Here is a 19,038-nt window from a genome sequence, read left to right as displayed (position 1 = left end):
TACTCCGTTTGGTCCATTTATTGGGTTAACGATCTTGCTTTTTACTCTGAGAATGACGAATTTTGTTAGCAAAATAGTGATGCTGGAAAGTACACATCCGAATAGCAGTATGATAAGAGCCGTTTACGAAAAATTCATCGATTAATTCACCTTCTGTATAAAATCCTAATTTATTGTATATATGAATTGCTTTTTCGTTCTCTTTATCAACGATTAAATAGAGTTTGTAGAGATTGAGTACAGAAAATGCGTACTCCATCGCAAGTTTAACTGCCTCAGTTGCATAGCCTTGCCCTTGATAAGCCGGTGCAATAATGATTTGAAATTCGGAACGGCGGTGAACATAATCAATTTCCACTAACTCAACCAAGCCGACTTTAGCGTTCATGCTTTCTATAATAAAACGGCGTTCACTTTGGTCGTGGATATGTTTGTCATAGAGATCGCATAATTCAACAAAAGCCTCATAAGGCTCTTCAAACCAATAGCGCATGACACTGGCATTGTTATCGAGCTGGTGGACGAAAGGGAGATCTTCCCGTTCGAGGGGACGTAAGTTTACGGGTGGATTTTCAGAGCCACTGGACATTAGATACCTCAGTGTTTTTACGATAAGGGCCGATTTAGTTTTGGTCTATACGAAATGATATACGGATAGTTAATTATTACTAGATATCCCCGTTGCCTTTCAAGTTACAGCTTTGGGTTAGCACTATAATTTATAGAAAAATATAACTTATAGAAAAAGAACGAAATATAGAAAAAGAGCTTTCCGAAAGAATAACTTACAGCAAAGTGTCTGGTTAATTTTCATTATATTAACATGATTCACTTTAATACATTAACCTTAAAACGTATTAATCTCAATGTATTAACTTTACACGCTAACCTGAACACATTAATTCTGGACACAATGCTGTAATCGGTCTAATGATATTGGTTATTCTGAAGCATAACCTTGTGGTGGCAATATCTTGCCATCCATAATGGCGGTATTGTTATCCATTCTCAGACGCTGATCCAGGAACCAGCCGATGACCAGTGGGTAAATATCATGCTCCTGAGTTTGAATACGTCTGATAACATCTTCTTCCTGATCGCCTGTAAAGATTGGTACTTTAGCCTGCAAGATAATGGGACCACCATCAAGCTCTTCAGTCACAAAATGGACAGAAGTACCATGCTCCTGATCTCCATTTTCTATTGCTTTACGGTGGGTATGCAGACCGGGATATTTCGGTAGCAGGGAAGGGTGAATATTAATCAGTCGTCCGCGGTAATGCTGGACAAAACCGGGTGACAATATTCTCATATAACCCGCTAAAACGACCAAATCGGGTTGGTATCGATCAAGAGCGGTGAGTAGGGCAAAATCATAATCTGCACGATTTGAATACTCTTTCGGATTGAGAAAATGCGTGGGAATACCCGCACATTCTGCCCGTTGCAGGCCATAAGCATTAGCATTGTTGCTGAATACTGCACAGACCTGCCCATTAATCCGGTTTTGTTGGCAGGCATCAATAATGGATTGTAGGTTACTGCCATTACCAGAAATTAATACCACAATTTTTTTCATAGGATGACTTTCTATTAACGGGCTTTTTATTTACGAGCTTTTTATTAACTGATAGTAACTTGCTGTTCGTTGTGACCAAGTTCAGTAATGCTGCCGATTTGCCACGCTTTTTCACCCGCAATGTTTAGGCATTCAATTGCCTGTTTTGCTTGAGATTGTGGTAGAGCAATTATCATTCCGACTCCACAGTTGAATGTGCGGTACATTTCGTGATCGCTGACATTACCTGCCTGTTGTAACCATTTGAAAATCGCAGGCCACTGCCAGCTAGTCCCCTCGATTCTTGCCTGCATATTTTCTGGCAGAACACGGGGAATATTTTCCCAGAAGCCGCCACCCGTCAGATGAGAAATCGCGTGGATCTCAACATTCTCAATTAATTCAAGTAGTGGTTTGACATAAATACGGGTTGGGGCAAGTAAATGATCCGCTAATGGCTTATCATCCAGTTTGGTTGTTTCAGGATTGGTCTGGCTGACTTCAAGGATTTTGCGAATTAATGAATAGCCATTAGAATGTGGCCCGCTGGAAGCTAATGCAATCAGTGCATCGCCGATCTGAACCTGACTGCCATCAATGATTTCTGATTTTTCAACCACGCCGACACAGAAACCAGCGACGTCGTAATCTTCTCCATGATACATGCCGGGCATTTCGGCTGTTTCTCCACCGACCAGTGCACAACCGGCTTGTTTACAGCCTGCTGCAATGCCAGTGATGACACTGGAGGCTGTATCAACATCCAATTTACCTGTTGCATAATAATCAAGGAAGAACAGTGGTTCAGCACCTTGAACAACCAGATCATTAACACACATGGCGACCAAATCAATTCCGATAGTATCGTGACGTTTCAGATCCATCGCCAGACGCAGTTTAGTACCAACGCCATCTGTGCCGGAAACTAAAATAGGTTCACGATATTTTTGTGGCAGGGCACATAAAGCGCCGAATCCTCCCAATCCCCCCATCACTTCAGGGCGTCGGGTCTGTTTCACTACGCCTTTGATACGATTGACTAAGGCATTACCCGCGTCAATATCGACACCGGCATCTTTATAGCTAAGAGAGGTTTTGTTGGTCACTGCGTAGCTCCCAGGCGATTGCATTTGAATGAATAAAACAGAACGGAGATAATTCTAGCAGTCTGGGCAAACGTTTGCGATAGCTTTCTGTAGGTTATTACGGATAAAAAAATAGAAGAAAAATACTTGTGGTTGCTAAAAATCAATAGATGGATAGTGGCGCGATATCAAAAAGGAGGTATAATCCCGCGATTTTTTTTATCCGCCGGCTATATACAGTAGGAGAAACCCATGAAGATCGTTGAGGTTAAACATCCACTCGTTAAACATAAACTGGGCCTGATGCGCGACCATGACATAAGCACTAAGCGTTTTCGTGAACTGGCCTCAGAAGTGGGAAGCCTTCTGACATACGAAGCAACTGCTGATTTAGAAACTGAGAAAGTGACCATTGATGGATGGTGTGGTCCGGTAGAAGTCGATCAGATCAAAGGAAAAAAAATCACAGTAGTGCCCATTTTGCGTGCAGGTTTGGGAATGATGGATGGTGTTTTGGAAAATATTCCAAGTGCCCGTATCAGTGTTGTCGGTGTTTATCGTGATGGGAAAACACTTGAGCCTGTGCCTTATTTCCAAAAACTGGTTTCTGACATTAATGAGCGTATGGCGCTGGTTGTTGATCCAATGTTGGCAACAGGCGGTTCTATGATTGCTACGATTGATCTACTGAAAAGAGCAGGTTGCCCTGTCATTAAGGTATTGGTTTTGGTTGCTGCACCAGAAGGCGTTGCAGCACTGGAGAAAGCTCATCCTGATGTTGAGTTATTTACCGCGTCTATCGATGAACGTCTTAATGAACATGGATATATTGTTCCTGGCCTGGGGGATGCAGGCGATAAGATATTTGGTACAAAATAATATTTATAGAATAATAAAGTTGTAAGCTAATTTATATCTGCTTCTTATGAGAAAGAATTTTTTACAAAATCCTTTCTCATATTTTAGGCGTTGTGCTATAAAACTGACCATGCTAAAAGTATCAGATGCTTTTTCTATATAATTCAGTTTCACTTATTTATTTAGTATCACTAAAGATAAAGTAGAGAATAAAATGAAAGATACCAATATTATTACTTTATATATAGATGAGTCGTTGATCGAAGAGTTTTATACTGAACTTGCTAAATTTCATATAGAAGTTGATCCAGTAGCATCTCGTTCAGAGACATTCAACATTATTAAACCTACTCTCACTTTTTTTAAAGATAATTTAAGCTATCTTGATAGTATAAGAAGAGCACTCATAGCACTTTTGGGTGGTCGTAACTTAAAAATATCTATAGTTAACAGTAATGGCAGCTCTATATCTATTGAGGGTGATTTAGATAAAAACGAAGTCACTGAACTTTTGAAAGAGACTCATGCCTTGATAATTTCTACATCCGATAAAGAAAAGTAAATCATTAGAGAAAACTATTCAATGTAACTCATATTCATTCAGGATGTGTCATAATAAGAGTATAATCATAGGGAGAAATTACGCGACTTAAAATAATAGTAAGTTGGGTTCTTATCCATTAATATTTCTTCTACACTTATTAATAATGTAATACTCATGACAAGAGGGAATATTCTTTCTTCGAAGTTAATTGCGTATTCTTGTAAGATTATCATCGAGTATGTCAATAATCTTATCTAACTCTACCATGTGAGGATTCTGTTTATCTTCTCTTTCATCAAAATCCTTCGTGTCGAAAGGAATATGGCTCAATGAGTTTTGTGCAAATGTAGTCTGTGTTCGTCTGGCTACTTGTCTTAAGATGTTTTCAATTGGTTATTTTTTATAATATTAGAAATAATTGGCCGAAAAATAAAACATTATCAGAATGTATTGTCAACTATGTTTGTTATCGCTTTTTGTAGTAGACTTGGTTTTTATGGTAAACTCAGTACTGTTCGTTATCCATTCGGTTTGAGGTGCTTCTGAATACACCGGCGCAGCTTTCATTGCCTTTATATTTGCCTGATGATGAAACATTTGCCAGTTTTTTTGCAGGTGAGAATACATCTTTATTAGCAGCAATAAAATTGGCTATTAGTCAGTCACATGGTAGTTATATCTATTTTTGGTCCCGCGATGGGGGGGGCAAGAGCCATTTACTCCACGCAGCCTGTGCCGAATTGTCCCAACAAGGGAAGGCTGTAGGGTATGTACCATTAGATAAACGTGCTTATTTTGTTCCAGAAGTTCTTGATGGTATGGAACATTTATCATTGGTGTGTATTGACAATGTGGAATGTATTGCAGGTGATCAGGTATGGGAAATGGCTATTTTTAATCTTTATAACCGAATTGTAGAGATCGGCCGAACCTGTCTTTTGATTACCGGAGATCGTCCTCCCCGGCAAATTAACTTAACATTGCCAGATTTGGCATCTCGCTTGGATTGGGGGCAGATCTACAAATTGCAGCCCTTGTCTGATGATGAAAAAATTCAGGCATTGCAACTGCGGGCGAAGTTACGAGGGTTTGAATTACCTGAAGATGTGGGTCGTTTTGTGTTAAAACGACTTGATAGGGAAATGCAAACACTATTTAGAACGTTGGATGAGCTTGACCGTGCTTCTATTGTGGCTCAACGTAAACTGACAATCCCATTTGTAAAAGATATTCTTGATCTTTAATAAGTTGGGTCAGGAAGCAAAGGGTGAAAAAGTGATAGAGGTATTTCCCTATCACTTTTTTGTATATGCCAAAATAATTAATTGCCTAAAATTTCTTTAACCTGCTCTGGCGGACGTCCTAAGCGTGCTTTATCTCCTGCCACAACAATTGGACGCTCTATGAGTTTAGGGTTCTCGGACATTGCCTGGAGTAAGGTTTCCTGTGATAGTTCATTATTATCAAGTCCCAGTTCTTTATAGAGTGTTTCTTTCTTTCGTATTAACTGGCGGGCATCGTTGAAACCTAGCTTTTTTAATAAAACAGCAAGTTGTTTTGCTGTTGGAGGCGTATCGAGATAATGAATAATTTCTGGTGTAATCCCAAGATCTTCAACTAACTTAAGCGTTTCCCGACTTTTTGAACAACGGGGATTATGGTAAAAAATAATATCTTGCATGTAAAAAAACCTCATTTCTCATATTGGCTATAACGTTGTTGCAGTTGGCGTAACTGATCAATGCGGGCATCGTAGCGGGCTTGATCATAACTATTTAATTTTACCAATGCACTGGCCTGGCTGAGATAATTTATAGCCATATCGAACTGTCCTTTTAATGCCATAGTTTCTGCATAAGCTGCCAGTTCAGTATTGCGTTTTCCTTGTTTACCCGCCGCTTCTGCCATTAATGACCAACCCGTTAAATCATCAGGATAGTTGAAGGTATATTGGAATAGCTGCTGTGAAGCCTTTGGATATTGTTTAGCCTGAATATAGACGTTAGCGAGATTGATTTGTAGCACCGGATCATTTTTATGTTTTTGAAGGGCTTGTTGTAAGCGGGTAATAGCTTGCGCATACTGTGACTGCTCAATATCAATATCTGTCATAGCATCGATAAACCATATATTATCTGGTTGCTCAGCCAGTAATGGAGTCAATATTGTTCTGGCTTCAGTATATTTTTTATTTTGGGTTAGGAAGAGAACCCGTCCGTAAGAGGCGGCAATTTTTTCTTTTACAGTTCCTTGGCTGTATTTGTTCAGAAGCTCCTCTGTATAGGGAGATTGTGCAGTAGAATTTATTGTCAGAATACGCACGCGGGCAAGCAGATAATCCTGTGATTCTGGGATAGATTTTTTTGGGTATTGATTGGCCCTGTTGCGGGCATCAGCTAAGCGGCTGTCAGGCAATGGATGAGTATATAACATTTCTGGCAGTTTAGAACTGTACCGGGATTGATCCCCCAGAGTTTGCATGAAATTGGACATCCCATAAGGATCAAACCCGGCTTGGTTCAATATCCGCATACCTATACGGTCTGCTTCTTGTTCGTTTTCACGAGTAAAGCTGATTATGCCTTGTGTAAAACCAGCCAGAGTACCGCTTAATGCTGCCATTCCTGCTTGTGGATTAGCCATTAGCAATAAGATAGAACCTAATGTGCCAGCCCATGCCAGCGGTGATTTTCGTTGGATATCTTCCATCCGGCGGGCTAAATGACGCTGAGTGACATGAGCGATTTCATGGGCCATGACAGAGGCTAATTCGTTTTCATTTCGGCTATAACGGAACAGCGCTGAGTGTAGTACAACATTGCCACCGAAAATAGCATACGCATTAATGTTAGGATTATTGACGATATAAAAACGAAAAGGCGTTTTGACCGCATCTGCGTGATTTACTAACCGCTGGCCTAGCTTATTGATATATTTTGTTAATAGTGGATCGTAAATCAGCGGGGTTCCAGCACGTATTTGGCGAATATAAAAATCACCTAGTTCTATTTCTTGATTGATACTGAGTGTAGATCCTGCTGTTGTGCCAATATCTGGTAATGAATCTGCAACAGGTGCGGAAAGGGCCGGAAGATTGCCAAATAGTGTCAGACTAACCAATATCGCTATCAGGGGTTTCTTGGTAGATGTTTTTTTCATAAAGCGACTCTCATAAAACAGTGCTTATAAAAACACTATGTCCAGTTAGCTATCATTTTCAGGATACGTGTATGATAGCAAAGGGTAACTTAAAATCGGTCAGTCGTAAGCAATTTCAGTAAAATAATTGTTAAGTATTGTTATCAGGGAGTTTTTTTATGTTGGATATGATCATGCAATGGTATCGTCGCCATTTTGCTGATCCACAAATTGCTGCATTATCGTTCATTTTGTTAGCAGGGTTTGGCATCATTTATTTTTTTAATGGTATTTTGGCACCGGTTCTTGCCGCAATTGTACTGGCGTATTTACTGGAATGGCCAACAGTAAAACTGGAGAAATTAGGCTGTAGCCGCTCACTTTCTGTGACAATTGTATTAACTATTTTTATGGGGATTAGCGCCTTAATTATCCTAATTGTTGCCCCAACAGTATGGCAACAGGGTGTAAATCTATTTTCTGACCTGCCAAATATGATTAACCATTTTAATGAGTATGCTCATACTTTGCCTTCTCGTTATCCCGCTCTGGTTGATGCTGGTATTATTGAAATGTTTGCAGAAAATCTGCGTGGCAAGCTTTCCTTAGCGGGAGAATCTGTGGTTAAGTTTTCCGTGGCATCCTTGATTGGGCTGTTAACTTTTTCTATTTACTTGATTATTGTTCCTTTTATGGTGTTTTTCTTGTTGAAAGATAAAAATAAGATGGTTGCAGCATTACAAAGTATATTGCCACGTAACCACGGTTTAGCCGGGAAAGTATGGCATGAAATGAATCAACAAATTACCAATTATATCCGTGGAAAAGTGATGGAAATGGTTATCCTGACCATTTGTACTTACGCGGTATTTGCTTTCTTTGAATTGCATTATTCGATGCTACTTGCTGTACTTGTTGGCTTGTCCGTGTTAATTCCCTATGTAGGTACGGTGATTGTCACTCTTCCTGTCATTATAGTTGCATTATTCCAATGGGGTTTCGGAACAGATTTTTGGACACTATTTATCGCTTACTTGGTTGTACAAGGATTAGACGGAAACCTGCTTGTACCTATTCTGTTTTCAGAAGCAGTAAATCTCCATCCACTGGTTATTATTCTTTCTGTTATTATTTTTGGTGGATTATGGGGATTCTGGGGCGTTTTTTTTGCTATCCCATTGGCGACTTTGATCAAAGCAGTCATTAATGTCTGGCCAGAAGAAAAAGCAGAAGAGTAGTCATAGCGAACTGCGATAGTGCTGATAATGCAGAAGTCAGCGAAAAAATCCCCCATCAACCAGATGGGGGATTGTGTTATTAGCCCGTGAATTTACCAAGATGAATGCTGTTTTAGATAATCCAGAACAATTTGGTGGTGGTCACTGGTTTTGAATTTATCAAAAACGTGTTCAATATTACCTTCTGGATCAATTAAAAAACTGATGCGATGAATACCATCATAGGTTTTTCCCATAAACTGCTTTTTACCCCAAACACCAAATTGCCCGGCAACCTGATGATTAACATCAGAAAGCAGAGTGAAATTCAGCATCTCTTTCTCGACAAAGCGGGATAATTTTTCGGGAGTATCTGTACTGATGCCTAATACTGTGACATTAATTTTTTCCAGCTCACCCATCGTGTCACGTAAACCACACGCCTGAACAGTACAGCCTGGGGTCATTGCTTTGGGATAGAAATAAACTAAAACACGCTGACCGTTGAAGTCAGATAAGTTAATGTTTTCACCATCTTGGTCAGGAAGGCTGAATTGTGGGGCCTTATCTCCGGCTTTCAATGGACTCATCACGCATTCTCCGTTTAATCGTTTTTATTCAAATGGATTTTATACACTAATACGACTATATGTTCACTCATTAATACGTATTCTGCATCTTTCGAATAGCTGGCAACTGGCCGAATGGCTGGTACTGTGCATGGACCCATGCGAAATCGTTTTCTGCATCATGCCAAGGACGAACAAAACATGCCCGTTTTGACCCCAACACAAAGTGGATTTAGCGGATTAAAATTCATGGCAGAACATGGACCGTATGAACCCTGCCAACTCTAATGTTAATAATGCTATTTTATTTTCAAGATATACCTTTCGTCTTTCAAGTTGCTTCATTACAAATAGTCCAATTAATTTATAGATGTAATTATTTGCTTAAATCGCAATTGATAATGGTTATTATTATTGATAATAATTATCAACACAGTTAGATATCTTTAGATATTCTGACTCACTTCCGCGATGCAAAGAGCTTCGCTCAAAAACAGACAAAGGATTACTGGAATGGTTTATATGTCCAAAGACTTCGAAGAATTGCTCAATACTCTGATCGATCAACAGATCAAGGCGGCGGGTCGTCAGACCGAATGGTTCGACATGGATACCAACGCGCGTGCCGACTATATCAAGCAGGTAAACGAACGGTTGCAAGAAATGCAGCAGAGTACCCTGAGTGTATTGGCTGCACAACATTTTCAGATGCAGGAAAATCCTGTTTCTATTGAGGATCATTTGCAGACACTAGAGAGAAGCCGGCAGGAGCTGGACAAACGACCTAACACGCCGGCGAGAGAGGCCTACAAGCTGCAACTGGAGCGCGATATCCAGATATACAGAAAGCAGCAGTCGGCCATAACGCACTTTGACAACTCTAGGAAAAAGGCCTTGAATATTCTCAGTGATGGCCTCACCTTGGATGCGGAGACTCTGAGGAAGAACGCAGCAGACAAGCAGACTCAGTTAGATACCGAGATCACGTCTCAGGAACAGTTTCTGAAACAGCTTCTGGAACAGCAACTCACTATACAGGAGAAGGCTGACCCCAAGTTAAACTCAAAAGACGTGAAGCACATTTTAGAAAAGTTAAGCTCAAAATACGTGAAGCACTTTTCCAATCTGCAGGCCTACAAGTATGTCAAAACTCGCTACAACGACTTTCTCAAGGCAACCCCTACGGAAGAAGTTGAGGCCCTCAACAAGCTGACCAAAGTACCCCAAACCTCCGATAATCTGCCGGTAAATATTTCACTGTTAATGATGGAGGAACGTCCTGGATACATCCGCATGAGTGTCGCTCTGGTTGATACCAGCCCCGATGGACGCTTCAAGGACTTCTTCATGAGGGACGGCAGGCTGGTCGTGCCGGAGGGCAGGGTATTCAACTTTTCCTTTGGTACTCCAGCACGCTCCTTGGCCTGGCAACAACAATACCGGCTCAAGTATGAGCCATCCTTGCGCTCCCCGACCTATGCACCAATTCGCTCAGTACTGGTCAAAATCAAATTCGTCGAGAAGTTTTTCGCTAACTATCTGGTTTCGGAAAACTCCGAGCGCGAAGGCCTAAAGGAGCATTTTCTGGATAACGATCGCAAAATACTATTGAGCAACGTTGACCGCAAGGTACCGAACCAAATTGGAATTAAGGTGTCCAGCAGATCCGATAAGGTTCCATTGGCCAGCACCTTGAGTGACTTAATCAACCAGAATGCTGATATCACCAGCTTCCGGACTACCAGCTTGGAGGATTTTCGCAATAACAGTTATAACCCGGATCGTGATGGGCTTTTCACCAATATCCATGAGCTGGAACGCTCGGTTGGTTTTGCCGATCGCCAGTACTTGCTGGAAATGCCACAGGGCGAAACCTACCTGTCCGCAACGCCCTTTTTGAAGATAAGCGTTGAAGGCGACAAGATCGACAGTAAGCACTTGACTCAGACGCAGACCGCCGAATTGTATCAATACAACGCCGCATTTTTCGAGAAGCTGGATCTATTGCGAGACAATGGTGCGGAAGCCAGCCATTTGTTTGAAGACAGCGCAGAACGCAACGTGTTCGAGCAGCAACTGGTGCGTTTGCTCGAACGCAACCACATCACCCCCGCAGCGGTGTTGGAGTCGAAGAACTTCAATGCCAAAACGCGCGATATCAAGGGCAATAACCTGAACAAAGTGTTGTGGGAAAAGGAATTTGCCACTTCGGTCTGGGAAAACATCGAAAATGACCCGCTATTGTTCAAATTGGCGAAGAAACTGAATAGTCTCGTGTTCTCCTCCAAGATCGTGGACAAGATCCTAGAAAATAACTATGTGCAAAGTGACATCGCCCAATCTAAGGAGTTACTGGCACAGCAGTACGAACAATGGCGCATTCAGGCCATTGAAGAAGAAACCCAACGGATCAACCAACAGCATCCAAACAACCTGAAAAAACAGGATTTCAATCATACCGAAGTTGAACGTTCGGTGAACAAAAAGCTACTCGCCTTGTTGTTGGTTGGTCCCGAGAGCTTTGATAGCAACGAGGTACAACAGGATCTGACGGCTGAAAAGTCGCGAGAGGCGCTGTTGAGCAATAAGGGCAGAAGCTTGCGCAAACAGGCCTTGTTCCATGTCTTGCGCCCGGTAGCCGATAGCTATTCCAAGCGTGCAGTCCCGATAAATCCCCATGCTGAGCTGATGCCGGAAAACGGTGAAAACAAGGTCATAATCAATAATCGGCTGAATCAGCCAGACCCGTATCTGCTCCTCAATACCCGCCCTGAAGAGCGGGTATATCATGATGGTTCGTACCTAATCAAGGACGATAAGTACCGCAGTTACAACCAATTCCGTCCTGACCCTGAAAATAAAGCCACGCGCTACATGAATGACCTGGACACCCCGTTTGTAGGCGGAATTTCAGGAACCACCCAGACTGTCAGCAATGTCTTACCGGAATTGTTCGGTGGCGCATTGACCACCAAGGAGTATTGGCAGTTCCAGATGGTTAACGCGGCCTTCATGATCCGTAACGGCTATCACTCGTTTTTCGAAACCTTCTATGTCGCTGCGCGTTACGAGCCGAAGAGTGCGGACAGTATCGGCCAGGGCATGTTACAGATGTTCGACAAGTACCGCGCTGAAGGCAAAGAAAAGGCGTTGCAGGGTGAATTGTATGACGGAGTGATAGATCTCATCAATAAGGGCTTGCCAGAGTCTAAGAAGTTCCATTTACCACATTTTGGCCGCTATTTTAATCCGGAGAATAGTGTATGGGAGAAGGAGAGAACAGTAACACCAGGTAAATCAGTCCCTGTAAGGGATATGGTTAACCCGCCACTGGAAAATAATCCAGACAATGTGCAGATTGACATCCGGCTGCTGGAGATGCTTAACCGTGCAGAGGATTTTCAGCAGGCCACGCAGCATCTGTACAGCAAAAATGCACTGTCCGCAGAAGAGTGGTTGCCAATACTGGGTAGTCTCAGGGAGAGTGAATCCCTGTCGGGAAGTTATTCTTTACAGTTTATTAATAGAGCACGGCCTGAGCTTCCTCCCCAGACATTCACGACGGATGACCGACGTATTATTGATTTTATTCATTCTTATGATAAAGATCTCGATACAGTCAGCAAAACTCACGCGTATACCAAAGGGAAACTAACCCTGCGCCCAGGTATCCCCGAAGCAGACGCTGTTCACGGACTGAATTCCGCCTTTATGATTAAGACCCTGATCCCTTGGTTTGCCGATAGAAACCGCACCACTGTAGCCAGTGATAAGGTGCCTAATGCGATGCCCAATACGTTAGAGAGCGCACTGCGGGTGCATACTTATGTAAACCTGACGCAGATGGCTCATGGTCTACTGGAGGACGGCGCTAAACTCGCCAATTTGTACAGGGCGGTGTTCAGTGAAGGCCGGGGTGTGACCAGCAGCCTGTTTTCATCGCTCTCCCATGTCAGCACGGGTGTCGGTGTGGGGTTAAATATCTTCAGTGTGGTACTGGATGGCATAGAACTGGCGCATGCGGAGAATGAATCCCAGAAGGCCGTTTATGGTACACAACTGGCGTTTGACAGTGCTGGCCTGGTGACAACCGGCGTAGGTATTGGTGCCGGGATCTTCGGTGCCCCCATTGTTGCAGGTTTTGCCTCCTCGCTGGCAGTACCACTGGCTGGTTTAGGTATTGGTTTTACGGCTCTGGCCGAGGCGTTCGGCAAGGTAGCCAGTGATGCACAGGCGGTAGGCACTTATTTTGCCGATCTGGACGCAGCTTATCAGCAGGGTGGATACCGACAGGCGGAAAAAGTGGCAAAAGATGGCAGCCGTTATAAGGTAATGGAGCCGATCCCCGGAGCCGTGATCCGTCAGCTCGATTTACGTCACGGTCACCTGACTTTTGACAGTCAGTATCTCTATCGCAACGACCCGACTTACTCATGGGGTTCAGGCCGGAGTAATTACTTTGGCTGGTGGCCCGGCAGGCCAGCTAATACTGATAAAAAACAGGCAATTAATATCCGTGAAGGCATCGGTCATAAACAGGCGCAAGTCGGCTTCCATCCTGGAAGCAGCGATATCCTGATCCTGCCAGTTACCATGAAGTCCTACATTAATTACGAATATATGATCCTGCCCTTCGTCACTGCCCGCAACGACCGCGGATTTGATGTTCTGCGACGACTGGAAGAAGATGGACGATTCGACTTTGATTTTTATGCTTTTCCCGGAGAGCGTGTGGTGCGCCGTATAAAGCCGGAATTTGTCGCGACGCCGGTTGACATCATTCTGGACGATGAAGACCGGGATATTGTCATCCAGCAGTTGCCGGAGGATGTTCACGGGTACTTGTCCTACCATCTGACCGGCGGGAAAGGCAAATACCGTATCAGCTTGCAGGAGGGGGTTTCTCTGTCCTTACAGGGAAACACTGATACCCACTGGATACTGGATGCCCGTCATATCGGCTCTAATGTTAGCCCCGGTCTCAGCAAAGAAGATAACAGACAACGACTGCATATCGGTAATATAAAGATAACCCTGTCTGAAGAGTCGGATAATATTTTCCTGATAAATAATAAAGGGATATCTTCTGTCAAGCAGGACGAAAAGAATCAGCAGTGGCAGATAAAAGAGATTGAAACGAATGCTGAGCGGTTTAACAGCCTGCAGGCGTTGCATGATCATCTCAGGCAGTTAAGCAATTATGAACATCACAACAGACCATATTTAGTGGTGGAACACTACCGGCACTCACCGCAAAGCCGTCCTGTTGGCCGCGCATTCTATGAGACCGGTCGTGATCGTATGATTTACACCAACGTCCCTGACGCCGCCGATTTTCTCAGCGATGCCGAGCTGGCGAAAGTTGAGGGTAATAAGGCGTGGTTTTACCGGGATACCACGCTCTGGCAAGTGGATATTGCCAGTGGCGAAGTTCTGCGGCAGTATCTGCCGATAAAATTTCCGGGGAATGATCAGGAGAAAATCAGCAGTCATGTGATGCAGGGCAATGACCAGCTCTGGTTTGTGGTGGAACGGCAGCTAGATGAAGGCCGTATCTCGTATACTTATCAGGTGACAGAGGAAACGTTGAAACTGGTAGCTGTTGACGGAAATACAGCCATGCTGGCTGGCCTGGATAAAATCAGTGAAAAAAACCTCGTCTCGCTGCCTGTTCTTCTCGATTCCAGTGACGGTGAGTTTAATGGCCTTCTGTCACCACTGGCGGTGAATCAGTGGTTCAGCGGCGATCTCTGTGTGCCGGAACGTCAGGTTAAAGGCAGCCCGGCGGAGGTGATCAGCCTTTCTGGGCGAGTAGCGGGTGTGGATAAACATTATTGGTTACAGACTGATGGAAAACAGCCGCAAAATGTAGTCAGGATGAATCGGGTGGATCCGGATCAGGAGGATGCCGGCATTCTGGCTGAGCTGAAAAAGAAAAATTCGGATTTGCAGGCCCTGACGGCTGATTTCACCCTCGTTTTCACCACGACTGGTGCTAAGCCGGGTTATTATTTTTACAGCCATCAGAGACATAGTCTTTATTTTCAGCAGGATAATGGACTGTCCGGCTCTCCGGCCAGCAAGGTGGCTGTTGACGATATCAGATCCGTATCCATAGCGAACAAGCAGTTGGTTGTACTTTCCAGTGGAGGGATGCTGTGGTTGGCAGATGATCAGGGCAGTATCCGTCTGATTGGGGTGACGGTAGATTGGTTGCTGCAACCTCACCAGCAGGGTCTGACGGCCGCACTGAGACAGCTGGCGCGGGATACTCCAGATCAGTTCAGTACCCTGCTGCTACTGGGGTTGCAGGACAGAGACGGAAAACCCGTCAGTGCCTGGTATGACAGTAAGGCAGATTTGGTGGTGCAGGGCAGAGTTGGGCTCAATACAGAACACACTCTGGTCTATCTTGGTTTAGCGGAAGCGGAAGATGGCAGGCAGGCATGGATTTTTGACACCGACAACCATCAGTTATATCGTCAGCCTCTGTCGACGGAGACTGACCTTAAGTTGAGTGAAAAGCGGGTGCTCTCTGGGGAACCTGCCGCAGCGGAACCCTGGCTCTTGGCCAGCCATCAATACCGCAGTGCGGTTCGTCAGGGCAATACACTCCGGCTGGAAACCCCGGACGGCGCGGTCTTACTGCTGTCAGCGGATGCCAAGATGACAGACCGTCCGGTGCTGATTGCCTGGCATGTACAGGGTCGCCCGGACAGTCAAATTGCTTCAGCCATTATGGCGCTCAGTAATGAGGTTGAATTACCGCAGGCCGTTAGACTGTTTTCTGAGCATGGTTATCCTGCGTGGTATCTGCCAGAGGAAGGAAAAACGCTTCGTTCCAGCATACTTAACTCGAATCATGTTCTGCATTACTTGGGGCAAGTCGCCGGGCAGGAGGCCAGTTATGTCCATGACCAGACTACCGGAGAATTGTGGCAAGTTAGCCAAGTCAGCGAAGGAAAGTCCACTCTGGTAGGAAATTACCGTTTTGTTAACCGAACACCGGAGAGTCTGGTGTTGCAGGTGGGGCAGGTTCCTTTGGGGGGGAAAATCCGTCTGCCGCAACTGGCAGGCACCGATCGGCTGGCTATCACCGGACGTTCAAAAGAATCGTATTACTGGCTGTCCCCCTCCGAGGCGCTGACTCATTACCGGCATATCACGATAGATGATCGGGGTCAGAGTTCAGCCATCCGGTTTTCTGATACCTGCATAGCCAACCTGTCAATCTGGCGCAGTAACGAAAATCTAGTGCTGCTTCATCAGGCATCAGAAGATACCAGTATATGCATTGTCAGTATTGAACAGGCGGCGCAGCGCGATATGAGGCTTGAAATGACGCTGAAGAAGATGAAAATAATTAACTTACTGAGAAGAATGGCCAAACTGACGGTATTAAACCCCGATGTTAGCTGTTTCGGATTGGTATCAGAGGAAGGTGAGCTCAGGATAAAACCCGCTGAGTGTACAGAGATGCTAGAGTAGCTTTCACCTCTATTCCGGCGCATTCAATACTTATGCCCCGGATGTAGCACTCTACCGCAGTGGCGATAGAACTGGAATAGAACTGGAGTTGGTGAAAAAGGCTCTGGGACGCTGTGTTAAGCAACTGGTCGATCTAATCGGCCAGTTGCCTAAATTGTTTTTGGGAGCAATCTATTTGTCAGTGATTGTTTTATTCATCTATCATATGGTGCAGGTAGATATTGGCAAGCACTGGCGACAGGATTGAATTTTGCGGACACCTTCGCACATTGCTGGATATCTTTTTACCCATTATGGGCTTTGTCTCAGGCTATAAGATATTTCTGAACGTTTGAAATATTGCATCAAAGAATAAACTAACTGTAATACATCTTATTGTATTGATTGTTACTTTTTTCATGTTCTTATAATTAAATAACAAGAGGTGAAATTAATTTTTATTGATGGTTTTTAATCATCACTATAAATGTAATTGTATTTATAAAATAATTTCAAATGGAATTATTCTTAAGATAAGATATTTTTTATTTATTAGGTTATTAATTGTAGTCAATAAAAAATGAATCAGCTCATCTAAAAAATAAAAGTGCAGACAGAATATTTTATTCTGATTTACCAAACTAATTATTTATTCCGTTGTTAGAAAAATTGTTGTGGCATTGATACTTATTAATCAGAAATTAAATTATGGAATTTAAAAACCTGATAGAAAATACCCACTAAATATCCTGAACAACGTTTTATGCATGAGTTATATTTCTCTCCAGTCAAATGAACAAAACAAAAAGCAAGAAAAAATATTTTTGATGATCCTACAGATTGATCATTTTCAAACAACTAACAGATTCGTTGAAATGAGGTAATAAATGAAAGATAACATGGCTACAACGGGAAATAGTCTTAATGGTGAAATTCTTTCTGGAATAAATACCCTGCAATCACTCACACCCAGTGAATTATTTTGGTATCAGCGTCTTGTTGCTTTGCACCCCTTCCGGTTACCTTTCGACATTCCCCATCAGATTGCAGAACCCCGTTGGGCAATCAGCCGTTGGCAGTCACTGTCTCCCCAAAAGAGTCAAGAGGCACCATGGCGAATAGTGTTGCAGGCATTTGTTATCTATCTTACGCGCCTGTCTCAGCAGTCTGCATACCAAATTGGCTGGAGTGTGGCATTAAACAATAACCGGGCAAATCTGGCCTCAGTGGTGCCTATGGACATTGAAGTAGCATGGGATAAGCCGTGGCGAGAGGTGGCTGACGCGGTTGATGATGAACTTACCCGACTGGCGCAACACCAGACCTTCAGTCGTGACCACCTTTCTCATTTACTTTCACTGCACGCCATTCCTGAATTAAGCACTCACCATCCGTGGCCTGTCGCTGTTTCGGTAATACAGGATGGCAGACTGCGTGATCAACAGGCGTCGGGTGAATTACTGACATTTCAGATAAATGAGCAAGGTGGTTTCCGCTGGATTTATGATGAAAATCGCCTGAACAGGGAAGTGATTGCGCGCATGGATGACCATTTACAGATGTTGCTGTTATCAAAAGGAAGAAGTGATGATATCCCCATCGGACAGCTTAATTTGTTGCCGGAGGCGGAGAGGACATTGTTATTAGAAACCTGGAACGCCACGAAAACTACCTATCCAGACCAGTCATGTCTTCATCAGATATTTGAGCAACAAGCGGAGAAAACCCCACAGGCGACAGCTCTGATAGCGGGAGATAAGCGCCTGAGCTATAACGCGTTGAATACACGGGCTAATCAACTGGCTCACCAGCTTATCAAGCAAGGCGTTTGTCCCGGTGATCATATTGTACTGCTGTTCGAACGCTCTATCATGCTGGTGGTGGCTCAACTGGCGGTGCTTAAAGCTGGTGCGGTTTACGTTCCCCTTGATCCTACTGTACCGGATAAACGGAAAAATTGGCTGATCAATGACTGTGCCGCCAAATTGTTACTCACTGATACACAGACAGCGATCCCGGCTGACTTGGTTGTACCGCTGCTTCGTCTTGCCGATGAGAGCAATACAAGCAGCGAGCAACAGAGCGTTAATCCTGATTTGCCGCGTGCCAGCACCGAATTAGCCTATATCATGTACACTTCCGGCTCTACGGGCACCCCGAAAGGGGTACTGGTGCCACACCGTGCTGTGGTCCGGTTGGTTATCAATAATGGTTATGCGGCCATCGAACCGGATGATCGGGTGGCTTTCACCGCGAACCCGGCTTTTGATGCCAGCACCTTTGAAGTCTGGGCACCGTTGCTTAACGGGGGGGCGTTGGTCGTGATTGATCACACCACCTTATTGACGCCGGTAGAGTTAATCCGGGTTTTACAGACCCACCGTATTACGGTGCTGTGGTTGACCATCGGGCTGTTTAACCGGCTGGCGGTAGAGTTGTCCGTGGTGCTGCCGCAGATAAAAATGCTGATTTTTGGCGGCGATATCCCCGATTTATCGGTGATTGCTCAGGTTCTGAAACATCGTCCGCCGCAACAACTTTTGCAGGCTTATGGCCCGACGGAAGGCACTACCTTTACAACAATATATCCTGTTGAGGTGCT

14 protein-coding genes are annotated in these 19,038 nt (G+C 44.0%); 7 read left to right on the top strand and 7 right to left on the bottom strand.

What is annotated here, in order from left to right:
- Nucleotides 1-25: 25 nt before the first annotated feature.
- The 3 genes from speG to purM all read right to left on the bottom strand — a co-directional run bounded on the left by speG (nucleotide 26) and on the right by purM (nucleotide 2,664).
- A complete protein-coding gene (gene speG, locus AAC147_RS06085; protein ID WP_047679547.1) occupies nucleotides 26-589 on the bottom strand; it encodes a spermidine N1-acetyltransferase in 564 nt (187 codons plus the stop codon).
- Nucleotides 590-940: 351 nt separating this feature from the next.
- Entirely contained in the window at nucleotides 941-1,579 is a 639-nt protein-coding gene (gene purN / locus AAC147_RS06080) for a phosphoribosylglycinamide formyltransferase (RefSeq protein WP_047679545.1), read from the bottom strand.
- Between the two features lie 44 nt (nucleotides 1,580-1,623).
- Nucleotides 1,624-2,664, bottom strand: coding sequence for a phosphoribosylformylglycinamidine cyclo-ligase (purM, locus tag AAC147_RS06075; protein WP_047679544.1), 1,041 nt, complete (start codon nucleotides 2,662-2,664; stop codon nucleotides 1,624-1,626).
- 231 nt (nucleotides 2,665-2,895) lie between these two features.
- Here purM and upp point away from each other — a divergent pair, with 231 nt between their 5' ends.
- The 3 genes from upp to hda all read left to right on the top strand — a co-directional run bounded on the left by upp (nucleotide 2,896) and on the right by hda (nucleotide 5,289).
- Nucleotides 2,896-3,522: a uracil phosphoribosyltransferase gene (gene upp / locus AAC147_RS06070; protein WP_047679542.1), complete on the top strand. Its 627-nt coding sequence runs from the start codon at nucleotides 2,896-2,898 to the stop codon at nucleotides 3,520-3,522.
- A 193-nt stretch (nucleotides 3,523-3,715) separates the two neighbouring features.
- Complete coding sequence (locus AAC147_RS06065) at nucleotides 3,716-4,063, top strand: hypothetical protein (RefSeq protein WP_047679541.1); 348 nt, start codon at nucleotides 3,716-3,718, stop codon at nucleotides 4,061-4,063.
- A 518-nt stretch (nucleotides 4,064-4,581) separates the two neighbouring features.
- A complete protein-coding gene (gene hda, locus AAC147_RS06060; protein ID WP_047679540.1) occupies nucleotides 4,582-5,289 on the top strand; it encodes a DnaA inactivator Hda in 708 nt (235 codons plus the stop codon).
- A 77-nt stretch (nucleotides 5,290-5,366) separates the two neighbouring features.
- Here the strand turns inward: hda and arsC are convergent, their stop codons facing one another.
- Complete coding sequence (arsC, locus tag AAC147_RS06055) at nucleotides 5,367-5,726, bottom strand: arsenate reductase (glutaredoxin) (RefSeq protein WP_047679539.1); 360 nt, start codon at nucleotides 5,724-5,726, stop codon at nucleotides 5,367-5,369.
- Nucleotides 5,727-5,737: 11 nt separating this feature from the next.
- Nucleotides 5,738-7,204 carry a beta-barrel assembly-enhancing protease gene (locus AAC147_RS06050; RefSeq protein ID WP_047679538.1) on the bottom strand — a complete coding sequence of 489 codons (1,467 nt, stop codon included), beginning with the start codon at nucleotides 7,202-7,204 and terminating at the stop codon, nucleotides 5,738-5,740.
- 158 nt (nucleotides 7,205-7,362) lie between these two features.
- On the opposite strand from AAC147_RS06050, the gene AAC147_RS06045 reads away from it, so the two are divergent.
- On the top strand, nucleotides 7,363-8,421 hold the full coding sequence (locus tag AAC147_RS06045) for an AI-2E family transporter (protein WP_047679536.1): 1,059 nt from the start codon (nucleotides 7,363-7,365) through the stop codon (nucleotides 8,419-8,421).
- A gap of 92 nt (nucleotides 8,422-8,513) precedes the next feature.
- On the opposite strand, the gene bcp is transcribed toward AAC147_RS06045, so the two are convergent.
- Together bcp and AAC147_RS06035 are read right to left on the bottom strand one after the other, a co-directional pair.
- Entirely contained in the window at nucleotides 8,514-8,990 is a 477-nt protein-coding gene (gene bcp, locus AAC147_RS06040; RefSeq protein WP_047679534.1) for a thioredoxin-dependent thiol peroxidase, read from the bottom strand.
- Nucleotides 8,991-9,380: 390 nt separating this feature from the next.
- On the bottom strand, nucleotides 9,381-9,710 hold the full coding sequence (locus tag AAC147_RS06035) for a hypothetical protein (protein ID WP_231571337.1): 330 nt from the start codon (nucleotides 9,708-9,710) through the stop codon (nucleotides 9,381-9,383).
- A 180-nt stretch (nucleotides 9,711-9,890) separates the two neighbouring features.
- Here AAC147_RS06035 and AAC147_RS06030 point away from each other — a divergent pair, with 180 nt between their 5' ends.
- The 3 genes from AAC147_RS06030 to AAC147_RS06020 all read left to right on the top strand — a co-directional run.
- Complete coding sequence (locus AAC147_RS06030; protein ID WP_231571335.1) at nucleotides 9,891-16,457, top strand: TcdA/TcdB pore-forming domain-containing protein; 6,567 nt, start codon at nucleotides 9,891-9,893, stop codon at nucleotides 16,455-16,457.
- Between the two features lie 91 nt (nucleotides 16,458-16,548).
- A complete protein-coding gene (locus tag AAC147_RS06025; protein WP_156115324.1) occupies nucleotides 16,549-16,704 on the top strand; it encodes a hypothetical protein in 156 nt (51 codons plus the stop codon).
- Between the two features lie 619 nt (nucleotides 16,705-17,323).
- Nucleotides 17,324-19,038: AMP-binding protein (locus tag AAC147_RS06020; protein WP_047679530.1), on the top strand; the 1,715-nt coding region annotated here is incomplete at its 3' end.

Origin of the sequence: Xenorhabdus sp. NBAII XenSa04 (assembly GCF_963866145.1) — a bacterium.
Lineage (GTDB): Bacteria > Pseudomonadota > Gammaproteobacteria > Enterobacterales > Enterobacteriaceae > Xenorhabdus > Xenorhabdus indica.
The sequence above is the reverse complement of the archived record's forward strand: the minus strand, read 5'-3'. Positions and strand labels throughout refer to the sequence as shown.